The 23,417-nt window shown below is 61.2% G+C and carries 22 protein-coding genes; 11 read left to right on the top strand and 11 right to left on the bottom strand.

Annotation, left to right across the window (positions count from 1 at the left end):
* The first annotated feature begins 58 nt into the window (after window positions 1-58).
* Window positions 59-1,735 carry a mechanosensitive ion channel family protein gene (locus GZH79_RS04415; RefSeq protein ID WP_211642248.1) on the top strand — a complete coding sequence of 559 codons (1,677 nt, stop codon included), beginning with the start codon at window positions 59-61 and terminating at the stop codon, window positions 1,733-1,735.
* Between the two features lie 64 nt (window positions 1,736-1,799).
* Complete coding sequence (locus tag GZH79_RS04410) at window positions 1,800-2,162, top strand: iron-sulfur cluster assembly accessory protein (RefSeq protein ID WP_211642246.1); 363 nt, start codon at window positions 1,800-1,802, stop codon at window positions 2,160-2,162.
* Between the two features lie 4 nt (window positions 2,163-2,166).
* Here the strand turns inward: GZH79_RS04410 and GZH79_RS04405 are convergent, their stop codons facing one another.
* Window positions 2,167-3,087 carry an isopenicillin N synthase family oxygenase gene (locus GZH79_RS04405; protein WP_211642243.1) on the bottom strand — a complete coding sequence of 307 codons (921 nt, stop codon included), beginning with the start codon at window positions 3,085-3,087 and terminating at the stop codon, window positions 2,167-2,169.
* A 68-nt stretch (window positions 3,088-3,155) separates the two neighbouring features.
* Here GZH79_RS04405 and tpiA point away from each other — a divergent pair, with 68 nt between their 5' ends.
* A complete protein-coding gene (gene tpiA, locus GZH79_RS04400) occupies window positions 3,156-3,899 on the top strand; it encodes a triose-phosphate isomerase (protein ID WP_211642241.1) in 744 nt (247 codons plus the stop codon).
* A gap of 42 nt (window positions 3,900-3,941) precedes the next feature.
* Here tpiA and GZH79_RS04395 read toward each other — a convergent pair whose 3' ends face one another.
* The 4 genes from GZH79_RS04395 to GZH79_RS04380 all read right to left on the bottom strand — a co-directional run bounded on the left by GZH79_RS04395 (window position 3,942) and on the right by GZH79_RS04380 (window position 8,072).
* Window positions 3,942-5,369 (bottom strand): TRAP transporter large permease, encoded by a 1,428-nt coding sequence (locus GZH79_RS04395; protein ID WP_211642238.1) that lies wholly within the window; start codon window positions 5,367-5,369, stop codon window positions 3,942-3,944.
* A 4-nt stretch (window positions 5,370-5,373) separates the two neighbouring features.
* Entirely contained in the window at window positions 5,374-6,057 is a 684-nt protein-coding gene (locus GZH79_RS04390; protein ID WP_211642236.1) for a TRAP transporter small permease, read from the bottom strand.
* 83 nt (window positions 6,058-6,140) lie between these two features.
* Complete coding sequence (locus tag GZH79_RS04385) at window positions 6,141-7,154, bottom strand: DctP family TRAP transporter solute-binding subunit (RefSeq protein WP_211642234.1); 1,014 nt, start codon at window positions 7,152-7,154, stop codon at window positions 6,141-6,143.
* A 135-nt stretch (window positions 7,155-7,289) separates the two neighbouring features.
* Complete coding sequence (locus tag GZH79_RS04380; protein WP_211642231.1) at window positions 7,290-8,072, bottom strand: hypothetical protein; 783 nt, start codon at window positions 8,070-8,072, stop codon at window positions 7,290-7,292.
* A gap of 162 nt (window positions 8,073-8,234) precedes the next feature.
* On the opposite strand from GZH79_RS04380, the gene GZH79_RS04375 reads away from it, so the two are divergent.
* Window positions 8,235-9,410, top strand: a complete 1,176-nt coding sequence (locus GZH79_RS04375) for a cytochrome P450 (RefSeq protein WP_211642559.1) — start codon at window positions 8,235-8,237, stop codon at window positions 9,408-9,410.
* Between the two features lie 16 nt (window positions 9,411-9,426).
* On the opposite strand, the gene GZH79_RS04370 is transcribed toward GZH79_RS04375, so the two are convergent.
* Window positions 9,427-9,888, bottom strand: coding sequence for an Lrp/AsnC family transcriptional regulator (locus GZH79_RS04370; RefSeq protein ID WP_211642219.1), 462 nt, complete (start codon window positions 9,886-9,888; stop codon window positions 9,427-9,429).
* Window positions 9,889-10,024: 136 nt separating this feature from the next.
* Between GZH79_RS04370 and cysG the strand changes: the two genes are divergently transcribed.
* The 6 genes from cysG to GZH79_RS04340 all read left to right on the top strand — a co-directional run bounded on the left by cysG (window position 10,025) and on the right by GZH79_RS04340 (window position 15,474).
* Window positions 10,025-11,422: a siroheme synthase CysG gene (gene cysG / locus GZH79_RS04365; protein WP_211642217.1), complete on the top strand. Its 1,398-nt coding sequence runs from the start codon at window positions 10,025-10,027 to the stop codon at window positions 11,420-11,422.
* Window positions 11,422-11,721, top strand: coding sequence for a DUF2849 domain-containing protein (locus tag GZH79_RS04360; protein ID WP_211642215.1), 300 nt, complete (start codon window positions 11,422-11,424; stop codon window positions 11,719-11,721). Before cysG ends, GZH79_RS04360 begins: the two co-directional genes overlap by 1 nt.
* A 3-nt stretch (window positions 11,722-11,724) precedes the next feature.
* Window positions 11,725-13,398: a nitrite/sulfite reductase gene (locus GZH79_RS04355; RefSeq protein ID WP_211642213.1), complete on the top strand. Its 1,674-nt coding sequence runs from the start codon at window positions 11,725-11,727 to the stop codon at window positions 13,396-13,398.
* Window positions 13,388-14,122 carry a phosphoadenylyl-sulfate reductase gene (locus GZH79_RS04350; protein WP_211642211.1) on the top strand — a complete coding sequence of 245 codons (735 nt, stop codon included), beginning with the start codon at window positions 13,388-13,390 and terminating at the stop codon, window positions 14,120-14,122. Before GZH79_RS04355 ends, GZH79_RS04350 begins: the two co-directional genes overlap by 11 nt.
* A gap of 43 nt (window positions 14,123-14,165) precedes the next feature.
* The gene (locus GZH79_RS04345) at window positions 14,166-14,561 is read left to right on the top strand and encodes a DUF934 domain-containing protein (protein WP_211642209.1); all 396 of its coding nucleotides are present in this window, start codon (window positions 14,166-14,168) and stop codon (window positions 14,559-14,561) included.
* A 61-nt stretch (window positions 14,562-14,622) separates the two neighbouring features.
* Window positions 14,623-15,474 (top strand): ferredoxin--NADP reductase, encoded by an 852-nt coding sequence (locus GZH79_RS04340; RefSeq protein WP_211642206.1) that lies wholly within the window; start codon window positions 14,623-14,625, stop codon window positions 15,472-15,474.
* Window positions 15,475-15,551: 77 nt separating this feature from the next.
* On the opposite strand, the gene GZH79_RS04335 is transcribed toward GZH79_RS04340, so the two are convergent.
* Window positions 15,552-16,448 carry a hypothetical protein gene (locus tag GZH79_RS04335; RefSeq protein WP_211642204.1) on the bottom strand — a complete coding sequence of 299 codons (897 nt, stop codon included), beginning with the start codon at window positions 16,446-16,448 and terminating at the stop codon, window positions 15,552-15,554.
* A 202-nt stretch (window positions 16,449-16,650) separates the two neighbouring features.
* Here GZH79_RS04335 and infC point away from each other — a divergent pair, with 202 nt between their 5' ends.
* Window positions 16,651-17,166, top strand: a complete 516-nt coding sequence (infC, locus tag GZH79_RS04330) for a translation initiation factor IF-3 (protein WP_349291156.1) — start codon at window positions 16,651-16,653, stop codon at window positions 17,164-17,166.
* A gap of 128 nt (window positions 17,167-17,294) precedes the next feature.
* Here the strand turns inward: infC and GZH79_RS04325 are convergent, their stop codons facing one another.
* From GZH79_RS04325 to GZH79_RS04310, 4 genes are all read right to left on the bottom strand, one after another.
* Complete coding sequence (locus tag GZH79_RS04325; protein ID WP_211642202.1) at window positions 17,295-19,292, bottom strand: OmpA family protein; 1,998 nt, start codon at window positions 19,290-19,292, stop codon at window positions 17,295-17,297.
* 106 nt (window positions 19,293-19,398) lie between these two features.
* The gene (locus GZH79_RS04320) at window positions 19,399-20,187 is read right to left on the bottom strand and encodes an FAD binding domain-containing protein (RefSeq protein WP_211642200.1); all 789 of its coding nucleotides are present in this window, start codon (window positions 20,185-20,187) and stop codon (window positions 19,399-19,401) included.
* Window positions 20,188-20,283: 96 nt separating this feature from the next.
* Window positions 20,284-22,728, bottom strand: a complete 2,445-nt coding sequence (locus GZH79_RS04315) for a xanthine dehydrogenase family protein molybdopterin-binding subunit (protein WP_211642198.1) — start codon at window positions 22,726-22,728, stop codon at window positions 20,284-20,286.
* A 123-nt stretch (window positions 22,729-22,851) separates the two neighbouring features.
* Window positions 22,852-23,337, bottom strand: a complete 486-nt coding sequence (locus GZH79_RS04310; protein ID WP_349291155.1) for a (2Fe-2S)-binding protein — start codon at window positions 23,335-23,337, stop codon at window positions 22,852-22,854.
* Window positions 23,338-23,417 lie beyond the last annotated feature (80 nt).

Below are 23,417 nucleotides of genomic sequence, written 5' to 3'. Positions count from 1 at the left end.
CGCAAAAGACGTCGCTTGATAGGTCGCCCTTTTGCAGCCGAACCCTAGGTTGCGGGGCATGAGATTGATCAAGCGATTTTTACTTTTCGTGATGCTACTGTGGTTGCCGCTTGCTGCGGTGGCACAGGGCACATCTTTTGACATCCCCACCCTGAACGCTGGCCTGCAGCCCCCCGGACCGCAGATCGAGCGCAGCACGCCGCAGGCCACGCTGGAAAGCTTTCTATCGCTGACCGATGCGGGCAATTACGACGCAGCGGCGCATCTGCTGAACCTCAACGCGATTTCCGTGGATGAACAGGCGGCGCAAGGACCAGTGCTGGCCCGCCAACTGGCGACGGTCATGGCGCGCAAGATCGTGATTGACTGGTCAAACATTCTGGACCGTGCCGACGCGTTGGATACCGACGCGCCATCCAACGACCCCATCGCCGCCACCGCCCGCCGCAGCCTGATGCTGGGCATGATGGAACTGGACTACCGCCCTGTCGCGCTGCGCCTGAACCGGGTGAAACCGGCCAACGGCGACCCGGTCTGGGTTTTTGCCAGCGAAACTGTGGATAATATCCCCGCGCTGCACACGCTTTACGGTCCCAGCGCGCTGGAACAGCGCCTGCCCGACGCGCTGCGGTCCGATGCGATCTGGGGTCTGCAATGGTGGGAATTGATCGGCCTTCCGCTGATGAGCCTGATCGCACTGGTCGCATCCGTCCTGACGTGGCGCGGGCTGGAAACGCTGGCCCGGCACCAACCCAGCGAGTTGATCAGCAGGTTGTTGCGTGCGCTGCGCCTGCCCGCGACCCTGTTCATCCTTGCGGTCACGCTATCGTTCACCACATCGCGGTTTTTCGTGGTGTCCGGGATCGTGGACAATATCACAGGGCCGATCATCGTGATCCTGTTTGTTGCATCCGCGATGGTCCTGCTGGTCAATGTCATCGATGCCATGCTGAAACGGCTGGTCTCGACCCTGGATGTCGAAGACCTGTCATCGCCCGAATACGGCGATCAGCGCGCGCAGGCGACGACCATTGCGGCCCTCCGCCGACTGGCGATCGTGTTTGCCGTGTTGGTCGGTCTGGGGATCGTCCTGACATCGGCGCGGATCTTTTCAGGGATCGGCGCATCGCTGCTGGCGGGTGCCGGTGGTCTGGCCCTGATCCTTGGTTTTGCCGCGCGCGAGGTGCTGGGCAACATCATGGCGTCAATGCAGATCGCCATGAACAGATCGGCCAAAGTCGGTGATCAACTGGTCTATGACGGGCATCTGTGCACGGTGGAACGCATCCATTTCACCTTTGTCCAGCTCAAGGTCTGGGACGACACCCGCCTGATCGTGCCGGTATCGAAATTCATTTCTGACGCGTTCATCAACCGCGGCACAAAGACCTATGGCATGGTGCGGCACGCCGTTCTGACATTTGCCCCGCACGTGGATGTGTCAGCCCTGCGCGCGCACTTTTTTGACTGGGCGGATGGCGACGACCGCGCCGACGGTGATCCCGACAACACAAGCTGCGTGGTCGTCGGCCAGTCCGAAACCGGGATCAAGGTCCGTTTCGCCGCACAGGTCACCAACCCGCCCGACGGCTGGGGTTTCGAATGTGACATGCGTGAAGAAATGCTGCGCTTTGCCGTCGAACGGGGCAAGGATGACGGCACCGAATACCTTGCCCACCTTGGCACATCGCGGGATCGTGTGTCGCAAGACGCAGGTGATGACCCGCAGGGGTGATCACCCCCTTGAGACATCGCACCCATCCGCCTACATTGGGGGTAGTCGTGAAAGGACCTGTGCCATGTTCGGTATCCCCGGCAAGCAAGCCGTGACAATCACCCCAAAGGCCGCAAGCCAGATCGCCCGCCTGATGGCAAGGGACGGATCACAGGGTTTGCGGATCGGCGTCAAAAAAGGCGGCTGTGCGGGTATGGAATACACCATGGACTACGTGTCAGAGGTCGATCCGATGGACGAAGTTGTCGAATTGGAAGGCGCACGCGTCATGATCGCGCCGATGGCGCAGATGTTTCTGTTCGGCACTGAAATCGACTATGAAACCTCTTTGCTGGAATCCGGTTTCAAGTTCCGCAATCCCAACGTCGTCGATGCCTGCGGATGCGGTGAATCGATCAAATTCGACGACAAGATCACCGCCAGCTAAGGCGCTACGCTTTCTTCAGATGCAGATAAGTGTCGTTGAACCGCTTTTGCAGGTGGTCAATCGCCATGACCGGCGGTGCGCCCGCCGGTGCGACGTTCGCGTCATGGTCGGGGTTGAAAAACAGCGGTACTGAAATGCGCTCGTGCTGCGTGCCGATAACACGGTGCGGCGTGGCCTTGACGCGACCGGCGGTCCAGATTTCCAGCATTTCACCAAAGTTGATGATGAACTCTCCCGGCGGTGCGCTGACGGGAATCCAGCCGCCGCCCCGCTGCCGCACCTCCAGCCCCGGTGATCCGTCGGTCGCCAGCAGGGTCAGACAGCCGTAATCCGTATGGGTGGCGATCCCGAAATCGCGCGCACCTGCGTCCGTGGGGCGTTCAGGGTAAAAATTGCCGCGCAGCAACGCCATCGGCGTGCCGAATTTATCCGCAAAGAACGCCCCGTCTTCGCCCACCGATTCCAGCACGGCAACCAGCAGGTTGCGTGCAACGGTGCAGGCATCGATGAAATAGCGGCGCAGCACGGGTGCGAAATCAGCTGGCATATCGGGCCATTGGTTTGGCGCATACGCCCCGATCCCGGCCAGACGTAGCGGATGGTCGGCGGGCAATGACACCCCACAGTCGAACACCTGTTTGTAATCGGGGTTCGCGTCCGGGTTCACCTGTTCCGATCCCGACGCCCCCCACCCCCGGTTCGATCCGGTCCGCGCCATATCGACAGCCTGTTTGGCGCTGGCGGGCAGATGAAAGAACCGGCGATACGCGTCGATCACCTCTTGCACGCGGGCGGATGTCAGCCCGGTATTGTAGACCGTCAAAAACCCCACACCGCTGGCCGCGTCACTGGCAGCCCGGCGCGCGGCGGCGTGTCCGTCATGCGTTGGATCAATCAGTGCGGCGGCATCAATACGCGGGATCATCGTCGGCCTTTCGGTGGAACTGCCAAATTGTTACCAAAGCGGCGGTGCAATCGCAAAGGGAACAGAACATGAGACGCAAACTGGCCGCCGGAAACTGGAAGATGAACGGTCTTGTCGATGACCTGCGCGAAATCAAGGCGCTGACCGACGCCCATCCGGACCCCGACGTCGATCTGTTGATCTGCGCCCCCGCCACCTTGATCGCCCAGATGGCTTGGGCGCGCGGCACGCATGCGCTGCAAATCGGCGGACAAACCTGCCACGCGGACCGCAGTGGCGCACATACGGGCGACATTTCTGCGCCGATGTTGCGCGACGCGGGTGCAAGCCACGTAATCGTCGGCCATTCCGAACGCCGCGCGGATCATGGCGAAACCGATGCCGATGTGGCCGCACAGGCCGCCGCCGCCCATGGTGCGGGACTGGTCGCCGTCATCTGCATCGGGGAAACGCTTGATCAGCGTGAGGCGGGTGACGCGCTGTCGGTGGTGACATCGCAATTGACAGGCTCCCTGCCCGCCAGCGCGACGGCGGCCAATACTGTCATCGCCTATGAACCGGTCTGGGCCATCGGCACCGGCAAGGTGCCGACAACCGACCAGATCGGAGAGGTGCACGGCACCCTGCGCGCCGTGCTGCGCGACCTGATGAAACAGGCGTCCAGCGTGCGGGTGCTGTATGGCGGATCGGTCAAGGCATCGAATGCGGGCGAAATCTTTGCCGTGCCGGATGTGGATGGCGCATTGGTCGGCGGCGCCAGCCTGACGGCGGCCGATTTTTCGCCCATCATCACAGCGCTGGAAAACGCCTGAGCGTTCAGACAGGCGCGCGGTTTGAGCGCGCGCCTGTCTGTGTCAGTTGATGATGGTTTCCGGTCCCATGACGGAATTCGGCAGATATGTCGAAATCGGCGGTATGTAGGTGATCATGATCAGGAACACAAAAAGCACGGCCAAAAACGGCAGGGCGGCCCGGACCACGGCCATCATCGGCATGTTGGCGACACCGGACGTCACGAACAGGTTCAGCCCGACCGGTGGCGTGATCATCCCGATTTCCATGTTCACCACCATGATGATGCCCAGATGGATCGGATCGATCCCCAGTTGAATGGCGATGGGAAACACCAGCGGCGCCACGATCACGATCAGCCCCGACGGTTCCATGAACTGCCCGCCGATCAACAGGATGATGTTCACGACGATCAGGAACGTAATCGGTCCCAGCCCCGCCGACAGCATCGCATTGGCGATGTGCTGTGGGATCTGTTCATCGGTCAGCACGTGTTTCAGGATCAGCGCGTTGGCGATGATGAACATCAACGTGACGGTCAGCTTACCGGATTCGAACAGCGTCGCACGGGTGTCACGGTGAAAGAACGCGGTCGCCAGCGCCCAAGGCGCACGGTAAATCGGTATCGGGCGACCGCCATCGGTCGTGGCGGCCAGTGGTCCCATGTCGCGGTAAATGAAACTTGCGACAAAAAACGCATAGACCGCAGCGACCGCCGCCGCTTCTGTCGGGGTGAACGCCCCGCCTTGCCAATAGATGTCGAACCCGCCCTCAATTCGCACCCATGGGTGGCCATAGATTCCGCCCATGATGATCAGGATCAGGCCCAGACCCCAAAGCGCATCGCGGAACGAAGCAAGGATTTCTTCCCAGCCCTGCCAATCGCCGCGCGGCATGTTCTTGATCCGGGCCATGACATAGATTGTGACCATCAGCATGAATCCGGCCAACAGCCCCGGAAACACGCCCGCCAAGAACATTCGCCCGACACTGACATCTGTGGCAGAGGCATAGACCACCATCACGATGGACGGCGGGATCAGGATGCCCAGTGTGCCTGCGTTACAGATCACGCCGGCGGCGAATTCTTTGGTATATCCCACCTTGGTCATGGCCGCGATCACGATGGACCCGATGGCCACCACAGTCGCTGGCGATGACCCCGACAGCGCGGCAAATATCATGCAGGCCATGACACCAGCGATGGCCAACCCGCCCTGCAAATGCCCCACACAGGCGATGGCGAACCGGATGATCCGCTTGGCCACGCCCCCCGTCGACATGAACGACGACGCCAGAATGAAAAACGGAATTGCCAGCAGCGTATAATGCCCGGCCATTGCCTGAAAAATCGCCTGCGCGACCGCCCCAAGAGAGGTATCGGAAAACGCCAGCTGGAACGTGATCGATGCCAGACCCAGTGCAACCGCAATCGGCACGCCGATCAGAAGCAGCGAAATGATCAGCACAAATAGAAGAAGCACTTCCATGTTATTAGGTGTCCCTGTTCAAAAGGGCTGCTTCGGCAACCGCGTCTTCGGCTTCGTGGCTGACGATCAGGCTGGCGGCGTCGTTACGCCAAATCCGCACCGTCGCCTGCACGATCCGGAACAGGATCAGCCCGCCTGCAATCGGCAACATGGTATAGGGGATCAGGCGCGGCATCTTGGAATAGCGTTCGCCGTAATTCACCCAGTCTTCCAGAAATCGCAGCCATGACAGCATGGGGATCTGGTCGGTTTCAAAAAAGCTGGCGGATCGCACGGATGTATCGAACCCAGTCGGAAACCATCGTCCTGACGTCGGTGGCAAATCGGCAAAGGGTGCCCAGTAATCGTAGCAGCCTTTCAGCAGCAGCACGCCATAAAACACACACAAAAGCGCAGCGATCATCGCGACGATTTTGCGCGGACGCGGCGGCAGCAGGTTGGTGATGGCGTCCACGCCCAGATGCGCCGTGACCTTGAAGCCATAGGCGATGCCGAACAGCACCAGCCAGGCGAACATCGTCAAAACGACTTCCAGACTCCAGATGATCGAACTGTTGAACCCATAGCGCAGAATGACGTTCGTGAACGTCAACAGCGTCATGGCCCCCAACAAAAAGGCGATGATGCCTTCTTCAAGCGTGTTGACAAAAGCCCCGACAGGACCTTTTGGCTGATAATGGCCGCTCATCCGCGCGCTCCCCCCGCCGACGTTATGATGCTGACCGGGCGGCGCGATACGCCGCCCGGTCAGACAGATCGGTTGATCCGGAATTACATCGAGTCGTTGATTGCCTGTGCGGCGTCGATGTTGTCTTGGCCCACTTCTTCGGCGAATTGTTCCCAGACCGGCATCATCACATCGACCCAGGCCTGACGCTGTTCGGGGGTCAGTTCACGGATGGTGCCGCCCGTGTCCAGAATGGCCTGACGGGCTTCGGTATCGACCTGCGCCACCGCAGCATTACGTTCGACTGTGACTTCATCCATAATCGTCAGGAACTGCTCACGCACGCCGTCATCAAGACCGTCCAGAAAGTCGACCGCGGTCACGACCATATAGTCGATGATCCCGTGGTTCGTTTCAGTGATGCCGTCCTGCACTTCAAAGAACTTCTGGCCATAGATGTTGGACCAGCTGTTTTCCTGACCATCGACAACGCCGGTCTGCAGCGCGCCGTACACTTCGGCAAACGCCATCGGCTGCGGCGATGCACCCAGCGCGTTCATTTGGGCGACCAGCACGTCGGATGGCTGCACGCGGAATTTCAGGCCGTTGGCGTCACTGGGCTGTTCCAGCGGAACGTTGGCAGAGATCTGTTTCATGCCGTTGTGCCAGTAACCCAGCCCCTGCAGACCGCGGCGCTGCATCATGTCCAGCATACCGCGACCGGTATCGGACGCCTGAAACGCGTCGACTGCTTCGATGTTTTTGAACATGAAAGGCAGATCGAACAGACGGTAGGCTTTGGTGATGCTTTCGAAAAGCGACAGCGACGGTGCGGCCAGCTGCACGTCACCGCGCAACAGCGCCTCGATCACCTGTTCGTCGGTATAAAGCGTCGAGTTCGGGAACACTTCCATGCACATGGTGCCGTCCATTTCGGCATTCACGCGCTGCATCAGCACTTGGGCCGCGATCCCTTTGGGGTGCTTGTCGGTGTTGGTGACGTGGCTGAACTTGACGACGGTTTCACCATCGTCGCAGCCGTCCACACCCTGTGCGGCCGCAGCAGACGCCATCACAGAGATTGCAGCCAAGGCCGCAAAGCTTTTCACAAATTTCATTTTTTCTCCTCCCAGAAAAACAATGCTACGACGTCGCCGCCGCGCAAGTCGCACTTGATTGCACTATTGTGCGAACCAATCAAGCTTCGGTTCCGACATCGCGACCGCGTTTGGCGCCGCCAAGCCCGACCGAAACTAGTCTTTCAGGCACTGGCGCAGCCGGATGACAGCGTTTGCAAGGTCAGACAGGCAGCCTTCTGGCGGGATGCCTGACGCCGCTTGCGCCGTGTCGACAATGGCACCCGCCAGCAATACGGTCCCATTTGGCAAGACAGCGCAGAGGTCTTTCCACAACCCGGCCAGCACGTCCGCATCGCCCTGCCCATAGCCCACGACGACGACGACATCGTGCGACGATTTGCGCGCACGGGACAAGATACCAGCCCGTGTCCCACCGACAGAGATTTCAACATCCCAGCCATCGTCGCGCATGAGATTCGCAAAGATTTCAATGCCCAGCGTGTGCGATTCGCCCGGTGCCAGCGCCAACAGGACCTGTGGTGCGTCACCCCTGCGGCCCGCCGCCCGATCCTGAATCTGGCTTAGGTCGCGGATGATCTGGTGAACGCGACCGCTGCCCAGCGTCACGTCTGTAAAGCTGCGACGATCATCGGCCCAATCCTGTCCCAACTGCCGCGCTGCTGCTGCAAGGTAGGACACGTGAACCTTTGACACGCTGTTGCCGTCGGCCAGCAATTCCTGCACGTAGCTTTCGATCGCCTGCGTGTCGGGTTGGGTCAGCAAATCGCACAATCGGTCGACTTCGGCGCGCCCCGGGTCCGAAAGACCATCGGCGGATTTCGACATCCGAAATGCCAGCCGCTTGACCGCTTCCCGCGCGACATTGCGGACCGGTCTGGTCTTGTCCTTTGGCGCGGATTGCCCCGCGTTGTCATCACGTCTGTCTGTGTCCATCATGACCCCTCCCCCCGGCAGTCGCAGTCACGTCATGTCTACCCTGAACCATACTGCACCCCGTTGTATACAAATTTTAGATCATCGCCGAAACCGACCGTCCCCCGAGACAATTCAACGCACCCACACTTGCGACCCACACGCGAAACGCGCATCACCGAAAACATGCAGACGTTTTCACAATCCCCGACCGAACCAGCCTTTGTGCAAAACCCATATCCGTTTTATGATCGGATGCGCCTGACCGGCGATTTCGCGTTCTGGAACGACTATGACATGCCCTGCGCAGTCAGCCATGCCGCCGTGTCCGCCGTACTGCGCGACAAGCGGATGGGCCGCGCACCGCTGGACGCCCCCGTTCCCGACCCTGCCCGCGCCGCGTTTGACGCGATCGAATCGCATTCGATGCTGGAACTGGAAGCGCCCGATCACACGAGGCTGCGGCGCCTTGTGCTGCGGGCCTTTACCTCGCGCCAGATCGCAGCGCTGGAAGACGGCATCCGCGCCCTGTGCCACGATCTGATCGACCGATTTCCGACTGGCGATTTCGATTTGCTGACCGCCTATGCGCAGCCGGTGCCGGTGATCACCATCGCGCGCCTGCTGGGCGTGCCCGAACAGGCCGCAGACAATCTGCTGCGCTGGTCCAACGCCATGGTCGCGATGTATCAGGCCCGTCTGACCCCGCAGATCATCGCCAACGCCGACCATGCGACACGGGCATTCACAGCGTTTCTGCAGCACCAGATCGCAGAAAAGCGCAACAGGCCGGGCACTGATCTTTTGTCGACCCTGATCGCGGCCCGCGATGGCGATGCGCGGCTTTCGGAACCCGAATTGATATCAACCGTGATCCTGCTGCTGAATGCGGGACACGAGGCAACGGTGCATACGCTGGGCAACGGCGTGCGCGCGATGCTGGACACCGGTCTGCGGCGGTCCGACCCCGCCGCGGTCGAAGAAATCATGCGCTACGACCCGCCGCTGCACATGTTCACGCGCTGGGTCTATGAACCCTGCACGGTACTGGGACAGGATTTCGCGCGCGGGGACCGGATTGCCTGCCTGTTGGGGGCCGCAAACCGCGACCCCGGCATCTGGTCCGATCCCAACACATTCATCCCCGATCGTGATGGCCCTGCACATGTCGCATTCGGCGGCGGCATTCATTTCTGCGTCGGCGCACCGCTGGCCCGGTTGGAACTGTGCATCGCACTTGAGGTGCTGTGGGAGCGCTGTCCGCAACTGGTACCGGCGTCGGCCCCAAGCTATGCGGACGTCTATCATTTCCACGGGCTGGACCGGTTGATGGTGCGGGATGCCTCCGGCGGGAGTATTTAGGGCAAGATGATGCCTGTCAGAGCGGCAGGGCAATCGTCGATTTGATTTCTTCCATCGACAACAAGGCGGTGACGGTGTGGACTTTCACCTCTGATATCAAGGCCTGATAGAAGATATCGTAGGCGCGGGCGTTGGCGACCCGGACCTTGAGAATATAGTCGATATCACCTGCGAGCCGGTGCGCCTCTTGCACCTCTGGTCGGGCGGTCAGCGCATTCAGAAACCGGGCCTGCCATGCCGCATCGTGTTCACTCGTGCGGATCAGAACGAAGAAACACGCCTCGAACCCCAGCGCGTCCGCGTCCAGAACCACGGTCTGCGATTTGATCACGCCCGCGTCGCGCAGTTTGCGGATCCGATTCCAGACCGGCGTTTTGGAAGAGCCTATTTCGGTGGCGATTTCATCAAGCGACCGCGAGGCGTCACGCTGAAGCGCTGCAAGGATTTTCCGGTCTGTGTCGTCAATGCGGATCGTCATTCGGGATTTACAGCCTTATCAGAATGAATGCCCATTTCAGCCCGCCGGTCAGAACACTTGTTCTTAACTACCGGCCCACCTGTCCAAATGCCAGAAAAATGTTCTATATCGAGCATCAGAACCGAAAGGACGCACAATGGATCATTTTCCCGTCTTCATGGCCGTCGCAGGACGCCGTATCGTGCTGTCCGGTGGCGGAGAGGCCGCGCTGGCCAAACTGCGGCTGATCCTGAAGACGCGCGCCCATGTCACCGTGTTTGCCAAAGACGCGCATCCTGACCTGCACCGGTTGGCGCTGGATAGCAAACTGAAGCTGGTATCGCGCGCGATGGAACCCGGCGATGCGATGTGCGCCGTGCTGTTCTATGCCGCCAACGAAGACGCCGCAGAGGACGCCCGTGTGGCGGCACTTGCGCATGCGGACGGCGCACGGGTGAACATCGTCGACAATCTGGCCGACAGCCAGTTCATCACCCCTGCCATCGTGGATCGTGATCCCGTCGTCATCGCCATCGGGACCGAAGGTGCGGCGCCCGTTCTGGCGCGCAAGATCAAGGCCGATCTGGAAGAACGGCTGCCCGCATCACTGGGGCTGCTGGCACGGATCGGCAAATCGTTCCGCGCCGCCGTCGATGTGTTGCCGATGGGTCGGAAGCGGCGCGATTTCTGGTCGTCCTATTATTTCGACGCAGGCCCCAAGGCGCTGGAAACCGGGGGCGAAGACGCGATCCTGCCCACCCTGCGCAATCTGCTGGACCGGACCATCGCGGCCCCGGCAAAGGTCGGCCATGTCGATTTGGTCGGTGCGGGTCCCGGCGATCCCGATCTGCTGACACTGCGCGCGCGCAAGGCGCTCGATACCGCAGATGTGGTCATCTACGACCGGCTGGTCACGCCCGAGATTCTGGAACTCGCCCGGCGCGAGGCGCTGATGATCGACGCGGGCAAGGAAGGATTCGGCAGCGCCATGGCGCAGGACGACATCGATGCGCTGATCGTGGAACATGCGCAGCAAGGTCATCATGTCGTGCGGCTGAAATCCGGTGATCCCACTGTCTTTGGCCGTCTGGATGAAGAAATCGACGCCTGCGAGGCTGCCGGGATCAGCTGGCGCATCGTGCCCGGAATTACCGCGGCCAGCGCCGCTGTCGCAGGGATTGGCCAAAGCCTGACGAAACGCGGGCGCAATTCGTCGATCCGTTACATGACCGGCCACGATACAAAAGGGTTCGCCGACCATGACTGGCGTGCGCTTGCCCGCCCCGGAGAGGTCGCCGCGATCTACATGGGCAAACGCGCGGCGCGGTTCATTCAGGGCCGGTTACTGATGCACGGGGCAGATCCAGCCACCCCCGTCACGGTTATCGAAAACGTCAGTCGCGCCGATCAGCGGATTTTGTCCACGACATTGGCACAACTGGAACCGACCCTGACAAAGGCACGTTTGACCGGCCCCGCACTGACGTTTCTTGGCCTTGCACCGCGTGATGCGCTGGACGCAAGCCAATCTATCCCCGCAGAGGAATTCGCATAATGCCAAAGGCTTTTACACCCAAGGTCATCACCGCCAACGCGCTGCTCGAAGGCGACGCCGTCTGGCTGACCGAAGACGACCGCTGGTCGCGGGATATCGCGGACGCCGAACTGCTGACGAACGAAGCCCACGCCGAACTGCGCCTGATCGAAGCCAGCGCGCGGCAATCCGAAATTGCGGGGGCCTATCTGGCCGATGCCAAGCCGGGCGACGCGGGCCCGAAGCCTGTGCATTTCCGCGAAGCGTTCCGCACGCGCGGTCCGTCCAATTATCCCCACGGCAAACAGACGAGGGCCTGATACATGTATAAATACAACGATTTCGACGCCGCATTCGTGCGCGAACGCGTGGCCCAGTTCCGCGGTCAGGTCGAACGCCGCATCGACGGCTCGCTGACAGAGGATGAATTCAAGCCGCTGCGCCTGATGAATGGCCTGTATCTGCAACTGCATGCCTATATGCTGCGCGTGGCTGTGCCCTATGGCACACTGAACAGCCGCCAGATGCGCCAGCTTGCAATGATCGCGGACCGCTGGGACAAGGGTTATGGCCATTTCACCACGCGCCAGAACATCCAGTACAACTGGCCCGAATTGCGTGACGTGCCCGATATTCTTGGTGCGTTGGCCGATGTGGAAATGCACGCCATCCAGACCAGCGGCAACACGATCCGCAACGTGACGGCTGACCATTTCGCAGGGGCCGCCGCGGACGAAGTCGCGGACCCCCGTCCCTATGCGGAACTGCTGCGTCAGTGGTCCACGGACCACCCCGAATTTCAGTTCCTGCCGCGCAAGTTCAAGATCGCCGTGACCGGCGCCGAAGCGGACCGCGCCGTGATCCGCGCCCATGACATCGGGTTGCAGGTCGTGCGCACCGATCTGGGCCAGATCGGGTTCCGCGTGCTGGTCGGCGGCGGTCTGGGCCGCACGCCGATGATCGGCAAGGTGCTGACGGACTTTCTGCCCGTCGACGATCTGCTGCCCTATTGCGAAGCGATTGTCAGCGTTTACAACCTGCTGGGACGGCGCGACAACAAGTATAAGGCCCGGATCAAGATTACCGTGCATGAAAACGGAATTGATCAGATCCGTGCACTGGTGGACGAACGTTTTGCCCGCATCCGCGACGATTTTTCCGGCGTCGATCAGGCGCTGCTGGCTGACATCGAACAGGCCTTTGCCGCGCCGGCGTTCAAGACAGCCGATACCGACGGGTACGAAGCCGCACGTTTGGCAAACCCCGCGTTCCGGTCGTGGTCCGATACCAACCTGACCGCGCACAAGGCCGATGGCTATGCCATCGTCAGCGTTTCGATCAAAAAGCATGGCGCGACGCCGGGCGATGCGACGTCCGACCAGATGCGCGCGCTGGCCGATCTGGCCGAACGCTATGGCCATGACGAATTGCGGATCAGCCACGAACAGAACGTGATCCTGCCGCATGTCCATAAATCCGACCTGCCGGCGGTCTATGCCGCCCTGCGCGATGCGGATCTGGCGACGGCGAACATCGGGCTGGTGTCCGATATCATCGCCTGCCCCGGCATGGATTACTGCGCACTGGCGACCGCACGGTCGATCCCGATTGCCCAGCAGATCGCCACCCGTTTCGACGAGCTGAAGCTGGAACACGAAATCGGGCCGCTCAAGATCAAGATTTCGGGCTGCATCAACGCTTGCGGGCACCACCATGTCGGCCATATCGGCATTCTGGGTCTGGATCGCGCGGGCGTCGAAAACTACCAGATCACGCTGGGCGGTGACGGGTCCGAAGATGCTGCCATCGGTGAACGTGCCGGCCCCGGTTTCAGTGCGGATGACATCATCCCCGCGATGGAACGTCTGGTGCTGGGCTATCTGGATCTGCGCGAAGATGCGTCGGAAACGTTCCTGCAAGCTTACCGCAGGCTTGGGGCCGGACCATTCAAGGCCGTGCTCTATCCCGACAAGGAAGGCGAAAAAGATGCCGCTTGATGATCTAGGCGATCGCGTCGCGTCGCTGAACGATGCCTACAAGCATCATTCAGCGCGGGCCGTGCTGGAACGCGCGTTGACCGACGACCAGACCGGACGACTGACGCTTGTCAGTTCGTTCGGCGCGGAATCGGTCGCACTTTTGCACATGGTGTCGGTGCTGGATCGCAATCTGCCGATCCTGTTTCTGGATACTGAAATGCTGTTCGCGGAAACCCTGACCTACCAGATGGAGGTCGCGGAACGCCTGCGTCTGACCGGGCTGCGCGTGCTGCATCCGGACCGTGATGCGCTGCTGGCCCGCGACAACGAAGGGCTTTTGCACCTGTCGGACCCCGATGGCTGCTGTGCGCTGCGCAAGACCGAACCGCTGTTGCGCGCCCTGTCTGAATTCGACGGCTGGATTACCGGGCGCAAGCAGTATCAGGGCGGCCAGCGCACAGCACTGCCGTTCTTTGAAGCGGATGGCGACCTGCTCAAGGTCAATCCGCTGGCGCATTGGACCCGCGACGACGTGCAGGATTACATGACCGAAAACCGCCTGCCCCGGCATCCGCTGGTGGCACAGGGGTATCCGTCAATCGGCTGCGCACCCTGCACCACCAAGGTTGCACCGGGCGAAGACCCACGCGCAGGCCGCTGGCGCAACCGCGAAAAGACCGAATGCGGCATCCATTTCGTCGATGGCAAGATGGTCCGCATCCCGGCCAACGCCAACGTTTGAGTATTTTGAAAAAGCGGGGGCACATGTCCCGCAGGAGACACCGATGAGCGTGATTGTAACCGACACAGGCTTTGGCACCGATGATTTCGACGGCACTTTTGTGCCACTGGGCGAAGACGGTCCAGCGATCGACGTGCCATCCGACGCCGACCCAGACGCCATGCGCGCACTGACCAATGCGCAGGCTGTGCGCATCGCCTTTCCCAGCTTTTCGGACGGGCGCGGCTTTACCCTTGCCGCAATCCTGCGCCGGGCGGGGTTCACTGGACGCCTGCGCGCCTATGGTCACGTGCTGGCCGACCAATACGCGATGGCCCGACGCAACGGTTTCGACGAAGTCGAAATCGACGACGCGCTTGCCGCGCGTCAACCGCAGGACCAATGGCTTGCCCGCGCCGACTGGACCGCGCATGCCTATCAGTCGCGCCTGCGCGGCTGACTTTCACCCGCCACGTTTTTCCCTTAGACGGAGGGCGGCGCCCGACGCCGCTGATGCAATTATGACAGAGCAACGCCCCGTGACAGATACCGCCACCGCGACCCCCGTACCGACATTGCCGGATGCACAGACCGTCACATCGGTCACGCATTATTCGGACCGGCTGTTCGCCTTTCGCGTGACACGCCCCGCGTCGCTGCGTTTTCGGTCGGGTGAATTCGTGATGATCGGGCTGATGGGCGATCCACACCCCGAAACCGGCAAGCAGAAACCGCTGTTGCGCGCCTATTCCATTGCATCCCCTGCATGGGACGACGAGTTGGAGTTTTATTCGATCAAGGTCGAAAACGGCCCACTGACATCGCGGTTGCAGCACATCCAGCCCGGCGACCAGATCATCCTGCGACCCAAACCCGTCGGCACGCTGGTCCATGACGCCCTGCTGCCCGGCAAGCGTCTGTATATGTTCGCGACCGGCACGGGGTTTGCGCCGTTTGCGTCGTTGCTGCGCGAACCCGAAACGTTCGAGCGGTTTGAAGAAATCATCATTACCCATACCTGCCGCGACGTGGCCGAACTGACCTATGGTGCGGAACTGATCGCCAAGCTGAAGCGGGACGACATGATGATCGAACTGCTGGGGCAGGAAAATCTGGATAAAATCCGCTACTACCCCACCACAACACGCGAAAGCAGCGTAAAGATGGGCCGGATCACCACACTGATCGAAAACGGAGAGTTGTTCACGGATCTGGGTGTGCCGCCGCTGGACCCGGCCACCGACCGCGCAATGGTCTGCGGCAGTCTTGCGTTCAACAAAGACATCGCCGCCCTGATGGAAGCCGCTGGCCTGAACGAAGGCGCCAATTCCGAACCCGGTCAATTCGTGATCGAAAAGGCATTTGTCGGCTGACCCTTACACGTCACCGCGCATGAAAAAGGGCCGCATCCGGATGGATGCGGCCCTTTCTGCGTCGTGTCCCTGTCCGATCAGTTGGTGCCGAATGCATCCTGCAACTGTTCGATCACGATATTCAGGATGTCCGGGTTTTCGCTGACGCGCTGCGTCGCGGTGACCAGAACCGTCTTGCGCATTGCGGGCAGATCGGATTCTTCGATACGGGCGATGATCGCGTCGGCGTCAAACCCTTCGGGTGTCAGCAGTTCGGACAACGGCACCTCTGCCGCGTCATCGGCCGCAACAGTGTCGGTTTCCACGGCTGCATCTGCCTGCGGCGTGTCGATTGTCACGTCAGACTCTGCCGCAGCGTCCAGTTCCGTCGCCGCATCGTCAAGCAATGCAGCCCCCGCGTCGGCCGCGTCGCTTGCTGCGTCCTGTGTGGCATCGACTGCGTCGCTGGTGGCGGCAGCAGCATCGTCTGCCAAGGCATCGATCTCTGCCGCCACGTCGGCAGTGGCAGCTTCAGCTTCGGCGGCGGCGTCAGATGCGGCGGCTTCAGCTTCAGCGGCGGCGTCGGTCGCAGCGGCCTCAGCGTCAGCGGCGGCGTCGGTCGCGGCAGCTTCTGCATCGGCGGCGGCGTCGGTCGCAGCGGCTTCTGCGTCAGCGACGGCGTCAGATGCGGCAACCTCAGCTTCGGCAGCCAGTGCATCAGCTTCTTCAGCGGCGGCGGCGGCAGCATCAGCGACGTCGTCGGCTGCATTTTCGGTCGCAACGGCAGCATCATCCACCGCCTGCTCTGTTGCGGCAGCCGCATCTTCTGCGGTGGCCTCGACCTCGGCAGCGGCGTCTTCAGCGGCATCTTGCGCTGTGTCGGTTTCTTCCACGGTGCCGGTCACGACAGCCTGGGGGTCTTGTCCGTCGACAAAATATTGGTAGCCGAAAAAGCCAAGAACAGCCACGACAACGATAATAACAAGTGCTTGCATGAGAGGTATCCTTCTAAGCGATGCTCACCCTTTGGTGATCAGTTGTCTATCTGGTGGCAGGTCTGGCAAAAGAAAACCCCAAAACGCCGCTGCGGATTGCGGCTTGAAGCGAAACGTGCGGCGCATTACCTATCTAGGCAACCATAACGCAAACGATCGAAGGATAAAGATCATAGGACGCAGACCCCATAACGCACCTCCCGTGCGTGATACCGGCCCCCGCATCAACGACCGCATCCGGGGCGGTGACATCAGACTGATCGGCGCCGAAGGCGAAAACGTGGGCGTCGTGTCGCCCGATCGTGCGCTGGCCATGGCTGAAGAGGCCGGTCTGGATCTGGTCGAGATTTCCCCAAACGCCAGCCCGCCCGTCTGCAAGATCATGGATTTCGGCAAGTACAAGTACGAGACCCAGAAAAAAGAAGCAGAAGCGCGCAAGAAGCAGAAGATCATCGAGATCAAGGAAATCAAGTTCCGTCCGAACACCGATGATCACGACTACGGCGTGAAGATGAAAAACGTCTACAAGTTTTTGGAAAATGGCGACAAGGTGAAGATCACCCTGCGCTTTCGTGGCCGCGAAATGGCCCACCAGGAACTGGGCCGTCAACTGCTGGAACGCGTGGCAGAAGACACCAAAGAACATGGCAAGGTCGAAAACTTTCCAAAGATGGAAGGCCGTCAGATGGTCATGTTGATCGGACCACTGCAAAAGTAAGACTTCTGTTACGACCCGATCATAACGAAAAAAGGGGTCAGCGCATCAGCGATGACCCCTTTTGCTATTGTGTGCCAAACGACCGTCAGCGGTCGGTAGCGCGGGACCGATCCCGCGCCACGCCTTGTTCAGCTATCGCGCAGCAAGTCAGTGATGTTGCGAACCGCCGCACGGCGATTTTCACGTTCATCCTGTAGTGTCTGGACCTTCAGATAGGCTTCACCATAACCCTGCGTGACCAGATTTTCCGGCGGAACGCCAAAATACTGCGTCAGCGCCAGTGCCACCGTTTCTGCACGGCGGTCAGACAGACCCAGATTATAGGCGGCATCGCCAACCGCATCGGTGTGCCCCTCGATCAGGAAGATCGCGGACGGATCGTCCTGAACAATCTGCACGATGGCGCGTCCCAAATCGCTCAGCTCCTCGGCCTGGCTGGGTTGGATGGCTGCCGAACCGCTGGCAAACGTAATCGTGTCCAATTCGATCTGCGGCGCCAGCGCCCGGACCTGTTGCACATCACGCACCTGTTCCAGCGAATAGAACCGGCCCGTCTGCGCCAACAAATCAGCAGTCAGGGCGGCGCGCAGCGCCTCGTCACTTGCGTTGCTCAACTGCGTGTCTGTCCGCTGTTGCAGCGCTGGCAGTTCGGACACCTCGATCGGTGCGACCTGCTCCAGATCGTTGATCAGGTTGACCTGCGTGCCATCCACACGTGTCAGTGTGCGGCGCAGCACGGTCCCGTCTGCTGCCCGGATCGTCGTGACAAAGCTTCCGTCGTCGCGCGTGACAGTCGTCAGCGTCGATCCATCGTCAAAGGTCTGCGTCGCGACCTGCGTTCCGGCCTGACGCAACAAGGTGTTGTCGTCTTTCAGCACCCGCAATTCACCATCGCGTTCCACGATCACGCGATCACCGGAATTCGATACCACCTGGTCACCGTTGTTAAGCACGGCACCGACAGCAGCCGCACCAAGCCCCAGCAGGATCGCCTGCTCGAAACGCGACAGACCGTCATCGTCATCGTCGGATGTGGCCGTATCGCTCAGCACCTGGGTATCAAAATCTTCGTCAGCGGCGCGCACATCATCGGCCTCGACCTCCTCGGTGACGACCTCTGCGTCGCTGGCATCGGCGGTTGCGGCTTCGGATTGCTGACGCGCGGCGGCCCGTTCCGCACGACGCGCATCACGCGCTGCGCGTTCTTCTTCTGTCAACTCTGGCGGGCTGCTGGTTTCGGCCTGCGTTTCCGCTTCGATCTGCGCACCAAGGTCGGCGTCCTCATCAGCCGGCGGCGTGCTCGTCTCGGCGCTCGTCTCTGCCTCGATCTCGCTTTCATCCGGCGCTGTCTGTGTGGTCGGCGCGGATTCGTCTGTCACCTCATCGGTGGCCTGCGGCTGCGCATCCGTCTCTGACTGGGGATCACTGGCCGCGTCATCCACGGCAGGGTCGGTCACGGCGTCGACAGCAGGGGCATCGTCAGGGTCCGTCGCCATGTCAGGCGTGTCTGTTTCTGCCGCGGCCGCAGGTTCGCCCGCGGGCTGGGGGTCTGCCTCCGCTTCTGGCGCCACATCGGTCACCGGGGCAGGTTCTTCAGCCGCAGCAGGTTCTTCAGTTACCACTGGTTCTTCGGTTGCCGCAGGTTCTTCGGCAACAGGAGCTTCTTCAGTCGCAACCGGCTCTTCGGCAACGGGAGCCTCTTCAGCCACGGCAGGTGCTTCCTCTACTTCGTCGTCAACCTCTGCATCCGGCGTTTCGGCAGGCGCGGATTCCGGGGCCGCTACATCGTCAGCATCGACGGGTTCATCCGCCGCCTCGACCGTTGCATCGGTTTCTTCACTCGTCGCCGCTTCCGGATCGGCGGGGGCAGCAGCATCAGCGGGTTGGTCGGGCATCAATACCCGCGCTTCGGTCAGCGCGGCAGGACCACAGATCGCAGGATCGTCATTGCTCATCAGCGCAGCGACACTGGCTTCCTGCGCCAGCACATCCGCAAGATCCTGTGCGGTCTCGATGGTCGTGCCATCGGGCAGCGCGCAGGGAAAGGTCGAATCCTGCGCATGAGCGGGCGAAAGTGACAGCCCCAGCATCAGGGCAGTCGTCGAAGTCAGTGTCAGTCGGGTCATAACGGTCCTCATCAAAAAAGGTGCCCCGGCACACGCCGGGACACCCATTCAACCATTATTGTTCCCCTGCCGTTCCTGCGATTTGCAGCTGGTGGCGACCTTCCGCCTAGCTTGCGTGCTGGACGGCGCGTTTTGTCATGATGTTGCACAGATGGGCGCGGTATTCTTTGGTGCCGTGCAGGTCACCGATCATGCCATCAGGGTCGACCTGCAGGCCCGCCACGGCATCGGGGCTAAAGGTGGCGGTCAGCGCCTCTTCGGCGGCGGTCCAGCGAAAGACGCCGGATTCCGATGCACCGGTGATGGCCACGCGGACGCCATCGGCAAAGCGCGCGACAAACACCGCGACCAGCGGGAACCGGGATGCGGGCTGGATAAATTTCTCATAGGCCGCGGCTTGCGGCACGGGGAACTTCACCTCCGTGACGATTTCGCCCTCGTCCAGCGCTGTGGTGAACATACCCTGAAAATAATCGTCTGCCGCGATGTCGCGGCGGTCGGTACAGATCGTGGCCCCGGTCGCAAGTGCCACCGCAGGATAGCAGGCGGACGGGTCGTTGTTCGCCAGACTGCCACCGATGGTGCCGCGATTGCGCACCGCCGGGTCACCGATCCGGCTGGCCAGATAGCTCAATGCAGGAAAGCGTTCAGCGGTCTCGTCCGCGACAGTCTTGTGCACGGTCGCGCCCTTCACGCAGATGCGGCCCGCACCGTCGGTGCCGATCCCTTTCAAATCCGCGATGCCATGCAGGCTGACCAGCGTTTCCGGCATGGCCAGCCGTGCTTTCAGCGTCGGGATCAGCGTCTGCCCCCCGCTCAGCGCTTGCCCGCCTGCTGCGATGGCGGCTTTCGCCGCGTCCAGCGTTGTTGGCCGTTCAATCTCGAATGCGTACATATGTCTCTCCTTGGGCGATGATCCACAGGTCTCCCTGCTTCTTCTTGCCAGAAATATCCCGGGGTCCGGGGCAGCGCCCCGGTCCCGCATTTTGCATCAGGCGGCGCCGCCGATGGATCGCGCATGCGCCGTGTCCGACGATCCGGCCGCTGGCTGTGCGGCACCGGCATTGGTGCGCGCGCCGTGCATTGCGGCCCAGACCCGCGACGGCGTCAACGGCATGTCGATATGTGCGACGTTCATTCCCCCCGACTGGATCGCATCGATCACCGCGTTCACGACCGACGGCGGGCTGCCGATGGCACCGGCCTCGCCGCAGCCCTTCACGCCAAGCGGGTTATGGGTGCAGGGCGTCTGGCACGAATGGTCCACGCTATAGAAGGGAAGATCGTCAGCCCGGGGCATCGCGTAATCCATATAGGACGCACTGATCAACTGGCCGTCGGCGTCATAGGCGCAGTTTTCCAGCAGCGCCTGACCGATCCCCTGCGCGATCCCGCCGTGCACCTGTCCCGACACGATCATCGGGTTGATGATGTTGCCAAAATCATCCGCCGCAGAAAACCGTTCGATCTTCACATGGCCCGTTTCGGGGTCCAGCTCGATCTCGCAGGCATAGGCCCCCGCCGGGTAGGTAAAGTTGGCCGGGTCGTAGAACGCAGTTTCTTCCAGCCCCGGTTCGATGTCGGTCAGCGGATAGTTGTGCGGCACATAAGCCGCCAATGTCACATCCCCCCAGGCCACGGATTTGTCAGTGCCCGCGACGCTGAAACTGCCGTCCTTCAGTTCGATATCGCCCTCTGATGCTTCCAGCAGGTGGGCCGCGATCTTCTTGGCCTTGTTGATCACCTTTTCCGCCGCGCGCACCATGGCCGATCCGCACACCGCCAGCGACCGCGACCCATAGGTGCCCATCCCGAACGGAATTTTCGACGTGTCGCCGTGCACGATGTGGATCTGGTCTTCGGGAATGCCGATCATCTCGGAAATCACCTGCGGGAACGCGGTTTCATGTCCCTGGCCATGGCTGTGTGCACCGACCATGACACTGATGCTGCCTGTGGCATTCACCCGTACCGTTGCGGCGTCATACAGACCCGCACGCGCGCCCAACTGCCCCACAAGGTTACTTGGTGCGATGCCGCAGGCCTCGATATAGGAATTGATGCCAAGGCCGCGCAACTTCCCGGCCTTTTCGCTGTCGGCCCGCCGTGCGGCAAAACCCGCGATGTCCGCAATCTCGATCAGCTTGTCCATCGTCGCGTGGTAATCGCCGGTGTCGTATTCCACAGCCACCGGCGTGGCATAGGGGAATTCGGTAATATAGTTCTGGCGCCGCAACGCAATCGGGTCGACCCCCAGTTCGCGTGCCGCCATGTCGACGACCCGTTCCAGCTGATACGTGGCCTCTGGTCGGCCCGCACCACGGTAGGCATCGACCGGCACGGTGTTGGTGAACACCGCCTTTACGTTCACATAGACCAGCGGCGTCTTGTAATTGCCGGCCATCAACGTGCCATGCAGCCAGGTCGGCACCGACGGCGCAAAGGTCGACAGATAAGCCCCCATGTTGGCATAGGTTTCCGTGCGCAGCGCGGTAAAGTTGTTGTCGGCATCCAACGCCAGCTGGATCTTGCTGACGTGATCGCGTCCGTGGGCATCCGACATGAATGCTTCTGACCGGGTGGACGTCCATTTGACCGGGCGGTTCAGCGCCTTTGCTGCAAAGGTGCAGAACGCCTCTTCCTGATAGTGAAATATCTTGGTGCCGAATCCGCCGCCCACGTCAGGGGCCACGACCCGCAGCTTGTGTTCGGGAATGCCCAGCACAAAAGCCCCCATCAGCAGCCGGATCACATGCGGGTTCTGGCTGGTGGTGTGCAGTGTATGCATGTCGTCGGCACGATCGTATTCGCCCACCGCAACCCGGGGTTCCATCGGGTTGGCGACCAGCCGGTTGTTCACCAGTTCCAGTGTGGTCACATGCGCCGCCGCCTCAAACGCGGCATCGGTCGCGGCCTTGTTTTCTTCGACAAAACCCCAGTCGTAGCACAGGTTGCCCGTCAGTTCCTCGTGAACCTTTGGCGCACCTTCCGCGATGGCCTTTTTCATGTCCATGACAGCGGGCAGTTCGTCGTAATCCAGCACGATCGCCTCGGCAGCGTCGCGCGCCTGTTCGCGGGTTTCGGCCACGACAGCGGCCACCGGTTCGCCCACGTGGCGGATCTTGCCATGCGCCAGCACCGGATGGCGCGGCTCCTGCATCGGCTGGCCGTGCTTGTCCGTGATCTGCCAGCCGCAGGGGATCGACCCCACCGCTTCGAAATCGGCCCCGGTAAACACCCGCAGCACGCCCGGCATGGCCGCCGCTTGCGTGGTATCGACCCCGTTCAGCACCGCATGCGCCACGTCAGCGCGTAGGAAATGCACGTAGGTCTGACCAAAAATATTGATGTCGTCGGTATATTTACCGGTTCCGGTCAAAAACCGGATGTCCTCGCGCCGTTTCGTGCTGGCGCCAATTCCACTGTCCTTGGGCATCGCTCTCTCCCTGATCGGCGCACCGGAACGAAAAACGGCCCCCTGCGCATCATCTTGCCAAAAATACTCAAATCCCTCCGGCCCGCCCTGATGGCGCACCAGTCAGCGCATCACGTCAGCGCATCATTCCGCAGCCATCGCCGGCATCTCTTGGCCGGATGCGGCCATGATCGCCTTGACGATGTTGTGGTAGCCCGTGCAGCGGCAGATATTACCTTCCAGATACTGGCGCACCTCGTGCTCGGTCGGTTTGGGATTCTCGCGCAACAGGCTTGCCGCTGTCATCACCATCCCCGGCGTACAATATCCGCACTGCAATCCGTGATGGTCCTGAAACGCCTGCTGGATCACTGACAACGTGCCGTCCGGTGCGGCGGCGCCTTCGATGGTCGCGACCTCTGCACCATCGGCCTCGACTGCGAACATTGTGCAGGATTTGACCAGCTTGCCGTCCACATGCACCGTGCAGGCGCCGCACTGCGATGTGTCACATCCCACGTGCGTCCCCGTCAGGCGCAGGTCGTTGCGCAGGAAATCAACCAGCAACGTCCGTCCCTCGACGTCACCGGTCACATCACGGCCATTCACTCTCAAAGATAACTTCATCACGTCCTCCCAAATACGCCTTGGTCAGAGTAAAGCATTCTATATCGCACCTGAGAAGGTATCTTTCCCGCCGCGCCGCAGCA

The organism is Loktanella sp. SALINAS62, assembly GCF_018263905.1.
Lineage (GTDB): Bacteria > Pseudomonadota > Alphaproteobacteria > Rhodobacterales > Rhodobacteraceae > Loktanella.
The sequence above is the reverse complement of the archived record's forward strand: the minus strand, read 5'-3'. Positions and strand labels throughout refer to the sequence as shown.